The organism is Lysinibacillus sp. NPDC093688 (genome assembly GCF_050280145.1).
Classification (GTDB): Bacteria; Bacillota; Bacilli; order Bacillales_A; family Planococcaceae; genus Lysinibacillus; species Lysinibacillus xylanilyticus_B.
The window spans coordinates 1-11,604 of record NZ_JBNNUX010000043.1; the positions used below are offsets into that span (position 1 = coordinate 1).

The following is an 11,604-nucleotide window of genomic DNA, read 5'->3' on the forward strand; positions in this document are numbered from 1 at the left end:
TGTTCGTATTCGCAAACAAGATTTGTTTGTAAAAGAATCCCTTGCTCTTCATACCATTAAATATTGTCGTCTAGTCAAAAAAGTGATTCGTGGCATACACACTTTTTACGTACAACTTGTGATGGATGGGATTCCTCCTGCAAAGAGAATTCCATCTACGGGCATCATGCCCCTGCCATGCTAGTGGAAATCATCGATCAAAAATTAGGTTACACAAAGCAAACTATACAGAAAGTAAATACAATCACCTTTAGAGCCAGTCAGTTTAACCATGTGACGGATCGTTATGAAAAGAAAAAACTCCATCAACGTTGGAATCAAATTGGAAGTCATCTCGTACAACGAGATTTATATAGTGCATTTTTACTGATGAATAGTGATACAAATTTACAACAAACTAATCAAGACTTATGCAATAAAACGTTTACTACCTTTTTAGAGTTACACAATCAACATATAGAAGACTTGAGACAAGTAAAGAAATCATTCCCTCTTAGCATGGGTATCAAACAAATCAAGTGAGGGCTATTCCTCCGTAGGTAGAGCTACCTGCCTTCGTTAAAACTTATTGCCAACACAACATCGGTTGTGTAAATAAGAAAGTCTTATAGAACAGAAGATAAATCAAAGATGTTGTACACAGGACATGGCAACACCATATGTGGAGAGCTTTGTAACGCTTCTTTTAAGTATATAAGAACCCCACTGCTTTAGTTGTGGGAGTAGTCAGAAATTGTTAAGATAAGATTTGAACAAATGTGAAATGGAGAAGAACAGAATGACTTTTACAACCAATTTATCAGAAGAAACACTAGCATTAGCTGCTAAAATAGAAGAAAAGGTACGCCCTTTGCATGCAAAGGTAGAAGAGATGGCGTTCTTCAATCAACAAAAAGTGCTTGCTGCGTTCCGTAAGCATCAAGTAAGTGATTATCATCTACACCCGTCTAACGGTTATGGCTATGATGATGAAGGGCGTGACAATCTAGAACGTGTTTATGCAGAGGTTTTTGGAGCGGAGGCTGCTATTGTACGTCCGCAAATTATTTCTGGTACACATGCAATCACACTTAGCTTATTCGGGGTGCTACGTCCTGGTGATGAATTACTTTATATTTCGGGGCAGCCGTATGATACATTGCAATCAATAGTCGATGGTGGCGATAAGGACACTGGCTCGTTAAAAGATTATAAAATCGGTTATAGCCACGTGGATTTATTGAATAATCAAGAAATCGATTGGGAAGGTGTTGCAGCTGCAATTACAGCAAACACCAAAATGATTGCTATCCAACGTTCGAAGGGCTATGCAACACGCCCATCCTTTACCATTTCGCAAATTACAGAAATGTGTGCAAAGATCCGTGAATTAGCACCGAATGCAGTTATTTTCGTTGATAATTGCTACGGAGAATTTGTAGAGGCACAGGAACCGACAGAGATTGGGGCTGATTTAATAGCAGGCTCGCTCATTAAAAATCCTGGTGGAGGCTTAGCAAAAATTGGTGGTTATATTGCGGGGCGTGCAGATTTAGTAGAAAAATGTGCTTATCGTATGACATCGCCAGGTATTGGTGCTGAAGCAGGGGCAACATTAAATACGCTCGGTGATTTCTATCAAGGATTTTTCCTTGCGCCACATGTTGTATCTCAAGCATTAAAAGGTGCCATTTTCACAGCTGCTATGCTGGGGGAAATAGGCATGAACACATCTCCAAGGTATGATGCTAATCGTACAGATTTAATTCAATCGGTTTCTTTCCAAACGGCGGAACAAATGATTGCTTTTTGCCGTGAAATTCAAGCGAACTCACCAATTAATGCGCATTATGCACCTGAGCCAGCGTATATGCCTGGCTATGAGGATGATGTCATCATGGCAGCTGGAACTTTCATTCAAGGTTCAAGCATTGAGCTTACAGCAGACGGTCCTATTCGTCCGCCATATACCGCATTTATTCAAGGTGGGTTAACATACGAACACGTAAAATTTGCTATTTGTAGTGCTGTTCAAAAAATCCAAAAATAAGTAACGAAAAACTATTCAAAACATCCATTTTGAATAGTTTTTTTATTTATGGACGAACAGTTGAAGATGAAATTTCTTAAAGCGAATGCCATTTATCTTCATTCAGTGGAAGACTCCTACCTCTGAAGGTGATGAAATGTGGTTCCTTTTCAATGGGTATCCTAACACCTACTGAATGAAGATAAAGCCTCCGGCGGATGTCACGGATTTTCAAAGGAATGAATTGTGCAGGCACAATTCAAAATCCGGACGCAATTACGCCAAGGCGAAATTGATATATGTTGATTGGAGTGGAGGCTTGGGGACTCCTTGGGGATTAGCGATAGAGGAACGAAGACTAAGAGCATCACATCCTGTGATAACGCCCTCGTGACCAACATCCTGTTGCCCCAAGCGGCTCATCGGACGCCCCCAGGAAGCTCTGCTCTGCGCGAAAGCGAAGCGTCAGCAACAAAGCGCCAAGCCGGAACGGAATTCAACCCCACGTTAGGATATTAAGTTTAGTTTTTTACAATTTTTCATCATTTCAAAAAAATATTTTAACTCATGTTAGGAAACCTAACATGAGCGGTTGACACTGTGATTTTTTCGTTATATTATTAGCAGGTATTGGAGGGGACTTAAATGAGTCGTGAAATCAGACGAACTATGCCGTTATTATCTATGAATATCGTAATGCAATTGACAGAGCTTTCGGCACGTCAGATTCGTTATTATGAAGAACACCATTTAATTGAGCCGCACCGAACAGAAGGCAATCGTCGAATGTTTTCATTAAATGACGTCGATACGCTGCTGGAAATTAAAGATTATTTGGATCAGGGTATGAACATGGCGAAAATTAAAAAGCTGTTCGCTAAAAAGAATGAACCTGTTTCAACAGATGAACGTGATTTAAGTGACTCAGAATTACGTAACATCATGCGTGAAGAAGTGCGTCAAGCGCAGCGCATGCAAAAATCATCCATCCGTCGTGGGGATTTATCTCGATTCTATTAATAAGAGGCAACATCATTCATTTCTTTTTTAATAGAGTAGGGTAATGATAAAAAGCTAGACAATTTATAGGAGTGTGGAAAACTGTGGGTAAATACACTAAAGAAGACATTAAAAGTCTAATCGAAGAAAAAAACGTAAGCTTTATACGTCTACAATTTACAGATATTCTTGGCACAATCAAAAACGTTGAGATTCCTGTAAGCCAATTAGACAAAGCACTAGAAAACAAAATGATGTTTGATGGCTCATCCATTGAAGGCTTCGTACGTATCGAAGAATCAGATATGTATTTATATCCTGATCTAGATTCTTTCGTAGTGTTCCCTTGGACTTCTGAAAAAGGGAAAGTAGCACGTTTCATTTGTGATGTATACACTGCTAAAGGCGAGCCATTTGCTGGTGACCCACGAAATAACTTAAAACGTATCCTTAAGAAAATGGAAGATATGGGATTCTCAAGCTTCAATTTAGGACCTGAGCCAGAATTCTTCTTATTTAAATTAGATGCAAAAGGTGAACCGACATTAGAAGTGAACGACCACGGTGGTTACTTCGACTTAGCACCAACTGATCTAGGCGAAAACTGCCGTCGTGATATCGTATTAGAGCTAGAAGAAATGGGCTTCGAAATTGAAGCGTCTCACCATGAGGTAGCTCCTGGACAACATGAAATCGACTTCAAATATGCAAACGCAATTACAGCTTGTGACAATATTCAAACGTTCAAATTAGTTGTTAAAACAATTGCACGTAAACATGGTCTACATGCTACATTCATGCCGAAGCCATTATTCGGTGAAGCGGGTTCTGGTATGCACTTTAATGTTTCATTATTTAAAGGTAAAGAGAATGCATTCTACGATGAATCTACTGAACTAGGTCTTTCTGAAACAGCAATGCAATTCATGGCAGGTGTCCTTTCTCACGTTCAAGGCTTCACAGCTGTGACAAATCCAACAGTTAACTCTTATAAACGTCTTGTACCTGGTTATGAAGCGCCATGTTATGTAGCATGGTCAGCTCAAAACCGTTCACCACTTATCCGTATCCCATCAGCACGTGGTCTTTCGACTCGTGTAGAAGTACGTTCTGTGGACCCATCTGCTAATCCATATTTAGCGATGGCTGTTATTTTAGAAGCTGGTCTTGAAGGGATCCGTCGAAACTTAACACCACCAGCTGCTATTAATCGAAACATCTATGTGATGTCTGATGAAGAGCGTAAAGCGAATGGTATCGCAAACTTACCACCAGCACTTGATGATGCTTTAGCATTACTTGCTGAGGATGAAGTAGCTCAAGCAGCTTTAGGTCAGCATATCTATGCAAACTTTAAAGAAGCAAAAGAAATCGAGTTCGACATGTACCGTACAACAGTACACCAATGGGAACGCGACCAATATTTAAAAATGTACTAATTAAAAGCGTTGGAGCTGTGATGCTCCAACGTTTTTTTGTGCGCCTAGCATGAACGTATATCTCCAATAAAACATAGCATCGCTTTAGAGCACTAAGCGATGCTGGGACTACATTATCAGATATAGAGCAAGTGTAGAAAAAGATACACTAATAAAACCTCCACCAGATTTTCATGAGGAATACGACTAATTTTATATGTATCGTCTTTCTCGAAAACATTCTGTATTTCCATATTTTTCACTCTATATATATTTGTAGCAGTCATGTAAACTATGTCTATTGGTAGAAGTTTAATAGTAGAAAGTAGGGGCAAACCAATGAAAGCACTATATGTTTTTTTATCTTCCCTTGTATTATTTGGACTTATTTCTGTTTCGCCAGCAGTAGCAGCAGAAAAATCCATCGATTTGTATTATTTGGAAGATGTTGATTACGATCATTGGGCATACAATGAATTGGAACGCTTCTTGTATTCGGATATCATAGACGGATATGTGGAAACAGAATTGTTTAAGGAAGATGGAGAGGAATATGAATACACATCAGTCTCTATAAAACCAAAAAATTCGATTACTCGTGCTGAATTCACTAAAATTTTAGTGAATTCGATGAATTTACATGCAGGTGAAACAGTTAAATCGTTCCCTGATGTAAAACCGGCGACTTGGTATTACGAGTATGTTAAGGTTGCTAGCAGCCAAGGCATTATCAATGGTAAACCAGACGGTACTTTCCGACCGAATGACAAGATTACTCGTAACGAAATGGCAGTCATGATTTACCGTGCATTCGAGTCAACGCTTGATTTTTCAGCAACAGGGAAAGTATTCCCAGATGTACCACAGGGAAATTTCGCCTATGAAGCGGTTATGAAAACGGCAGCTGTAGGAATTATCAAAGGGTACGGAGATGTTTTCAAACCTTACAATAATGCAACTCGTGCTGAAGCTATCGTGATGATTGACCGTGCTTTGCATCTAGAGCCCGAAACAGATGGAGATCAACTTGCGATCATTCAAACAGTTGATCGTAACATTAAAGATGAGATGAAATTAACTGAACAACAAGACTTAAAAGCATTAGAAGCACTTTATCGTGAAACGACAATTGGTTACCAATTAGCTTATTCACTTGATAGTTTGGATATGGCAGGTATGTTTGAAGAATCAGATACTGTATTCAAGAAGGAACAGATTGGTGAATATGCGATCAATGCTGTTTCTGTAAATAATCATTTTGCTCAAGTCCGCATTGATAACTTAGTATATAAAGTATCTTTGACAGCGCCAGATATGTCTTTTAGCATGAAAATTGACTTATCAGGAACTGCTCATTTAAAGAAAAGTAATGATGGTAAATGGAAAATTTATAACGTTGTTCTTGATGAAGATGACGATGAACAAGATTGGAAAGAAACATTAGAAACTGAGATTAACTAAGAACAAAAAAGCGGAAGCGATTCTGAACTGCCCCGTAAAAGTTAGACATCAATCTAACTTTTACGGGGGTTTTTTTATGGCAAAAGTAAGTGTTGAACAACGTATTCAAGCGGTTCAACGATACTTAAAGATGTATATTATTTTAAAGCTTTCATAGACTTTTAAAAGGATTTTAACGCTGATAAAAACGGCTAATTGTATTAGGGCTTTTATTTGTTAAACTCACCAAAAGAAACGAATCTTTTTCACGAACCTTACACTTCATTTCCAACCTCAAATAATCTTCAACAGCTACTCGTATCTTTTCCTCTGAATCATTCAATTCCACTCGTTGCCCTAAATAATTACTTTCTTCCTCTAATCACTAAGCATAATAAAAAATGTACACTACTAAAATTGAATTCAGTAATGTACATTTTTATAATAAGTGCAACATTATAAACAAGTTATGATATAACAATTACTTGTCTTTAATATTACAGAGTATCCTCATCGCTTCTATTTTAATAGCCCATATGATGATGGTGCGGCATATGCTGCTGATGATGGTGATGATGATGTTGATGATGATCCATGTGATGGTGATGGTGCCCCATGTGGTGCTGGTGATGATGTGGCATATGGCAAGGCTCAGGTGGCATTTCGCAAAGTGTATGAGTTTCACAACATTCATTTACGACAGCCTCAGTGCAAGGGAAATGATACTGATGATCAATTATATGTTTATTAACTGTTGTTACATGTGCTGGCTGTACATGTGGTACAACTGTATGGATGTAATTAGTGCGTACATATTCCTCTGGTGGACAACAAAGTGGTTGCTCAAATTGAGTTGGACATGTCTGTGGTGGACAACAATGTGGACCTTGAGCATGATGATGGTGATGCATATGCTGCATGTGATGCATATGCTGCATATGATGCATACGTCTATCCATGGTAAAACCTCCTGTTTTGATAAGTTGTGGTTCATAATTAACATATGAGATGAAAGACAGTGTGGTCTATTTGTATGCCTATTAAGGGCTGGTTAAATCTCTTAGGCAATCAAAATAGGTATGATTAATGGAGAGTTTCACCAAATTTCAACTTCTTTTAGACGTCAGCTACTGTAAAATTGAGCTTTCTTAAAAAGTAATGATACAAAGAAGAAATGCAGATAATATTAGCAAAGAATAATAATAATATTAAAATTTTAGATTGAATAAAAATGCATTTTGCTGTAGAATTAACCGATGTATTGTAGGTTTGCGATATTTTTTAGCTCATAAAAATGAATAATCGTGATTATTCTAAAATATTTAATGCATAGAAATTTTGCATTGCGGATGTTAATTATAAAAAGTAGTGGTTGGGCATTCCTTTATTACTTTTTAAAGGAATTTTTTTTATTTTATCCTTCATTAACTACTCGTAAATGCCAGATTGATGAATGAAACAGTTTATACAGATATACATTTCTTGATGGTTTTCAGTACCTAACAAGCTTGATGTATAAAACTTCGAAAAAACCTAAAGAAATGAGGCTTTAAATGATGAAAAAATATCCTACTTCTTCATACTTTTTCTTCATAATTCCGTCTATTATTGGTGTCCTATTATTTATGACTCCAGTCTTAACGGAAGATGGATGGAAAGTTCCGATTGCTATTTTAGCAAGTTTATTAGCAGGTTTTATTGCGCCTGTTATTAGTTACTTTACTATAATTATGTTTGCGATTTCGGCAATTGGTTCACTCATTACCAAATTTATTCCGCGAAATCATACAAAAGAGCCTAGTATTTTAGATACGTTATTTAATGTAAATTGGTTTTGGACAATTATAAGAGTCATCGGTTTAGTATTTGCTTCAATGGTTGTCTTTGATTTTGGACCCTCAACGATTAATAATGAAAATACAGGTGGATTATTAATGAATCCAGACGGTGGTTTAGTAACATTTTTATTTACGATTTTCTTATTTGCCGGAATACTATTACCATTTTTAACAAACTTCGGATTACTTGAATTTTTCGGAACGATGATGGTAAAAATCATGCGACCTCTCTTTAAAAGTCCTGGTCGATCATCGGTTGATGCACTTACATCATGGGTTGGTGATGGCACAATTGGTGTTCTGATGACGAGTAAGCAATATGAAATGGGGAACTATACGAAAAAAGAGTCAGCCATTATTGCAACGAGCTTTTCTGTAGTATCCATCACATTCTGTATCGTAGTATTAGATACAGTGCATTTGTCACGCTATTTTATTCCGTATTACTTAACGGTTGTGCTTTGTGGACTTGTGTTAGCGGTTGTTATGCCACGAATTTTCCCACTTGCTAACAAAGAAGATACTTATATCGACGGTACACCAGTAGATTTATCACGTGAGGAATTACCTGAAGGCTATAATTCTGTGTCTCATGGCTTAGAAAATGCTTTAGCCGTTGCGCATGCCAATCGTGACCCACGCCAATTTTTGAAAGATGGGACTAGAAATGTCTTGGATTTATGGGTTGGTGTAGCACCGGTCGTTATGGCATTTGGTACAGTTGCTTTAATGCTTGCTGAATTCACTAATATTTTTGCACTTTTAGGAAAGCCATTTGAACCTATTTTAACAGTGCTTGGTTTACCAGAAGCAGCTGAGGCGGCACAAACGATGGTTGTTGGCTTTGCTGACATGTTTCTACCTTCAATTTTAGGAGCAGGAATTGAAGCTGAAACGACACGATTTGTAATTGCTGTCGTTTCTGTGACACAGCTTATCTATATGTCTGAAGTCGGTGGACTTATTTTAGGTACAAAAATTCCACTGAAATTTTTAGATCTAGTTGTTATTTTCTTAATCCGTACGCTTATTTCACTACCAATCGCAGCATTAGTTGCACATATACTCTTTTAAACTATAAAGGCAATTGTTCGAATTTTATTAACGAGAACAATTGCTTTTTTCTATAGTAAAGTCCGTACGAAAAAGGAGAATAGCTATAAAAAGAATAAATAACAGTGAACAAAATATAACGTGTACATAAATTCATTGATTTGGGGAAAACTATGTTTAAAGTGATGATACTGAGGTGATCAAATGGACAGAATTTTTTCTCTCTGCTTAAGTTCTTGTTATTTGTTATTTTCTCAACCTAGTGATGCCTATATAAAAGACTCCCCTAGTTCTTATGAAGAAGTCTATCCAGAAATGGGCTATAAAACGGTTGAAGCAGCTGCCTCTGATTTTGAACGGCACTTTCATCAAGGACTAAAGCTACCACTTCGAGTACCTCCTATTAGTTATACACATCATTTTGGTCGGTTTAATGATCTTGATGGTGACATGAATGATTTTATTGAAGTGACATTTATTAATAACCAGCTTCCTGAGCATCATTATAAAATAACGGTTCGACCTATTGAGTTTAAGTTACCATCTAAAAAAGAAAATATAATAAATACATTCAAGTTGAAAAACGGAACGACTTCAATCTATATGGAAATTTCAGGTTTCAATGTACTTACTTTTGAAAGAGAAGAATGGCAATATATGCTGTGGATTGATAAAAGAGTTTCAAATAAGGTGACACCTGAAGTCTTGGTTGATATTGCTAATTCCATTGACTATACAACGCAAGAGGATGAACGGGGTTAATTCAGCTAGAAAATGCCAAGACCTATTGTTTGGTCTTGGCATCATTTTCTTTTTGAAAGTATCCCGAATAGCCTCTAGAATTATGCTGGATTGACAGAAGCATTTCGAATCGCCATTGTTATGATCGAGTAGAGGAATATACTAAAAACTAATAAACCACTTAATAACGTAAAGGTAGATATATTTGATAGTAGGTCAAACAAAGGAGAATACCACTTGAAAATGATTGTAACAATTGGAATTAAGCCGAGCAACCCTACAAAACTGTAACCACCAATAGTTCCTAAGCGATAAAAGACAACATTCAGCAACAGGCCGGCTGTGAGGAAGAAGAGCAGTAAAACAGTATCCAATGCCATCGTTTGTAAAAATGATGGGGAGTTATTAAAAAATAAAATAGGATGAATAATGAATATGTTAGAAACGTAAGTAATTATTTTTTGTGTACAACCAATTATGAAGGCACCTACTAAGCTCCAACAGATGAAAAAGAGCCCCACATTGAACATAAATTGCAAGCGACATAAACCAAGCCTTAAAAAATAGGACAAGGTTTTATTTAGTAACTTCGCTGCCATGATACTGGAAAAGATATAAACAGGTATAGAAATCGTGATGGAAAAAGAATAAAATTGCAGTTCGAAAAAAGTATCTAAGAAAAGCGACAATAGGACGATTGAAGATAAAATGCACCAAAAAGTTATAATTTGTTTTTTATAGCTTTGAAATAATACATACAAACTTCCCTTTATTGTATTCATTTAATAGTCCTCGCTTTCTGCTGTTTACTTAAATACACCAACATATTCTGTAATGAAACAGGTTCAAGAATAATATTCTGTGCTTCAATGGATTGCCCATCAGTGAAGACAATTGCAGTTAGCTCCTGCATAAACGTATGCTTATAAATACTCTTTAGACCATTAATTGCCTGTTCAACATCAGAAGGACTACCTTTTACTGCAACAATATGCTCATGCCATTCCTCCGCAGTTTTCTGAAGCAGTAATTGTCCTTCGTGTAAAATAAGTATTTCCTCAAATAGCTCACTTGCTTCATCAATTAAATGTGTAGACAAAATAAAAAGTCTTGGATTCTCGGTCTGTTGTTCAATCAATAAGTCATAAAAAGTATTTCGGGCAGCTACATCAAGTCCGATATAAGGTTCATCAAAGATTGTAATTCCTGTGTTACTCGCAAAGCCTGTAATAATGCCTAACGCAGACACCATTCCTTTTGATAAATTGCGAATTTTATCCTTTGGATTTAGAGCAAAAACTTCTAGTAGCTCCATTGCAAGATTCCCATCCCATTTTGGATAAAAGAAGCTATTCGCCTTTAACGTTTGTGCAATTGTCATTTCCTCTTGAAAGTTTCCGCTCTCTGCAACAAAACAAATATCACGTAGAGTTAAAGGTACATTGAAAACATTTTCTCCATTAACAGATATGTTTCCTTTAGTTGTAGCAATAAGTCCTGATAATAAATTTAAGAATGTTGTTTTACCAGCGCCATTATGGCCCAAAAATCCAATAATTTTAGGTCCTTCAATTGTAAAAGAGATATTTTTTAAAGCTTCTTTATGTCTATATGATTTACTCACATTTTTCACTTCGATTTTCATACGTTAACCCCTTTGTAACATATTTTTTAACTCTTCATCTGAAATACCTAATCTGATGGCTTCTTTTTTTAATGGCTCTATATGTTGATTAAAGAATTTTTCCTTACGCTCCGCAATTAATATTTCACGAGCGTCAGTACTAACAAACATGCCGACGCCACGTTTTTTATAAATTACGCCTTTATCCACTAACTCGTTCACGCCCTTTCCAGCTGTTGCAGGATTAATTTGATATTCTTTTGCAAATTCATTTGTGGATGGAATGCGATCTTCGGGTTGTAGGTGCCCATCTAAAATTCCATCCTCTATTCGTTCGCGAATTTGTTGGAAAATGGGCTTTTCATTGTGTAAAGAGTGAATCACAATCCACCTCCTTGTGTTAACTGGTTAATTACTTGTGTAACTAACTATATAACGATAGGGTATTTTTGTCAATCCATATTGTGAAAAAATTGGTTGACT

11 protein-coding genes and 1 pseudogene are annotated in these 11,604 nt (G+C 36.7%); 8 read left to right on the forward strand and 4 right to left on the reverse strand.

Features of this window, described 5'->3' with window-relative positions:
• From ACQKN2_RS21935 to ACQKN2_RS21960, 6 genes and pseudogenes are all read left to right on the forward strand, one after another.
• Positions 1-184 (forward strand): annotated as a pseudogene (locus ACQKN2_RS21935) (hypothetical protein); the annotation flags it as partial.
• On the forward strand, positions 178-522 hold the full coding sequence (locus tag ACQKN2_RS21940) for a hypothetical protein (protein ID WP_427416824.1): 345 nt from the start codon (positions 178-180) through the stop codon (positions 520-522). The pseudogene ACQKN2_RS21935 and the gene ACQKN2_RS21940, both read left to right, overlap by 7 nt.
• Positions 523-778: 256 nt before the next feature.
• A complete protein-coding gene (locus ACQKN2_RS21945) occupies positions 779-2,029 on the forward strand; it encodes an aminotransferase class I/II-fold pyridoxal phosphate-dependent enzyme (protein WP_427416825.1) in 1,251 nt (416 codons plus the stop codon).
• A gap of 624 nt (positions 2,030-2,653) precedes the next feature.
• Positions 2,654-3,028, forward strand: a complete 375-nt coding sequence (locus ACQKN2_RS21950) for a MerR family transcriptional regulator (protein ID WP_079560583.1) — start codon at positions 2,654-2,656, stop codon at positions 3,026-3,028.
• A gap of 83 nt (positions 3,029-3,111) precedes the next feature.
• Positions 3,112-4,446, forward strand: coding sequence for a type I glutamate--ammonia ligase (glnA, locus tag ACQKN2_RS21955; RefSeq protein WP_427416826.1), 1,335 nt, complete (start codon positions 3,112-3,114; stop codon positions 4,444-4,446).
• A 318-nt stretch (positions 4,447-4,764) separates the two neighbouring features.
• Positions 4,765-5,886, forward strand: coding sequence for an S-layer homology domain-containing protein (locus ACQKN2_RS21960; protein ID WP_427416827.1), 1,122 nt, complete (start codon positions 4,765-4,767; stop codon positions 5,884-5,886).
• Positions 5,887-6,389: 503 nt separating this feature from the next.
• Here ACQKN2_RS21960 and ACQKN2_RS21965 read toward each other — a convergent pair.
• Positions 6,390-6,824 carry a CotD family spore coat protein gene (locus ACQKN2_RS21965; protein ID WP_427416828.1) on the reverse strand — a complete coding sequence of 145 codons (435 nt, stop codon included), beginning with the start codon at positions 6,822-6,824 and terminating at the stop codon, positions 6,390-6,392.
• Positions 6,825-7,421: 597 nt separating this feature from the next.
• Here ACQKN2_RS21965 and ACQKN2_RS21970 point away from each other — a divergent pair.
• Complete coding sequence (locus ACQKN2_RS21970) at positions 7,422-8,777, forward strand: YjiH family protein (protein ID WP_427416855.1); 1,356 nt, start codon at positions 7,422-7,424, stop codon at positions 8,775-8,777.
• 183 nt (positions 8,778-8,960) lie between these two features.
• Positions 8,961-9,518, forward strand: coding sequence for a hypothetical protein (locus tag ACQKN2_RS21975; protein ID WP_323651405.1), 558 nt, complete (start codon positions 8,961-8,963; stop codon positions 9,516-9,518).
• Between the two features lie 80 nt (positions 9,519-9,598).
• Here the strand turns inward: ACQKN2_RS21975 and ACQKN2_RS21980 are convergent, their stop codons facing one another.
• From ACQKN2_RS21980 to ACQKN2_RS21990, 3 genes are read right to left on the reverse strand one after another with little or no spacing between them, the layout of a single operon-like run.
• Positions 9,599-10,279 carry a hypothetical protein gene (locus tag ACQKN2_RS21980; RefSeq protein ID WP_427416829.1) on the reverse strand — a complete coding sequence of 227 codons (681 nt, stop codon included), beginning with the start codon at positions 10,277-10,279 and terminating at the stop codon, positions 9,599-9,601.
• Positions 10,276-11,142 carry an ABC transporter ATP-binding protein gene (locus ACQKN2_RS21985; protein WP_427416830.1) on the reverse strand — a complete coding sequence of 289 codons (867 nt, stop codon included), beginning with the start codon at positions 11,140-11,142 and terminating at the stop codon, positions 10,276-10,278. Before ACQKN2_RS21985 ends, ACQKN2_RS21980 begins: the two co-directional genes overlap by 4 nt.
• Positions 11,143-11,145: 3 nt before the next feature.
• Positions 11,146-11,505: a GntR family transcriptional regulator gene (locus ACQKN2_RS21990; RefSeq protein WP_427416831.1), complete on the reverse strand. Its 360-nt coding sequence runs from the start codon at positions 11,503-11,505 to the stop codon at positions 11,146-11,148.
• Between the last annotated feature and the right edge of the window lie 99 nt (positions 11,506-11,604).

What these genes read in the sequence shown, in the direction of transcription:
- ACQKN2_RS21940 (WP_427416824.1), top strand. Translation starts at nt 178, where the DNA reads ATGCTAGTGGAAATCATCGATCAAAAATTAGGTTACACAAAGCAAACT.
- ACQKN2_RS21945 (WP_427416825.1), top strand. Translation starts at nt 779, where the DNA reads ATGACTTTTACAACCAATTTATCAGAAGAAACACTAGCATTAGCTGCT.
- ACQKN2_RS21950 (WP_079560583.1), top strand. Translation starts at nt 2,654, where the DNA reads ATGAGTCGTGAAATCAGACGAACTATGCCGTTATTATCTATGAATATC.
- ACQKN2_RS21960 (WP_427416827.1), top strand. Translation starts at nt 4,765, where the DNA reads ATGAAAGCACTATATGTTTTTTTATCTTCCCTTGTATTATTTGGACTT.
- ACQKN2_RS21965 (WP_427416828.1), bottom strand. Translation starts at nt 6,824, where the DNA reads ATGGATAGACGTATGCATCATATGCAGCATATGCATCACATGCAGCAT.
- ACQKN2_RS21970 (WP_427416855.1), top strand. Translation starts at nt 7,422, where the DNA reads ATGAAAAAATATCCTACTTCTTCATACTTTTTCTTCATAATTCCGTCT.
- ACQKN2_RS21975 (WP_323651405.1), top strand. Translation starts at nt 8,961, where the DNA reads ATGGACAGAATTTTTTCTCTCTGCTTAAGTTCTTGTTATTTGTTATTT.
- ACQKN2_RS21980 (WP_427416829.1), bottom strand. Translation starts at nt 10,279, where the DNA reads ATGAATACAATAAAGGGAAGTTTGTATGTATTATTTCAAAGCTATAAA.
- ACQKN2_RS21985 (WP_427416830.1), bottom strand. Translation starts at nt 11,142, where the DNA reads ATGAAAATCGAAGTGAAAAATGTGAGTAAATCATATAGACATAAAGAA.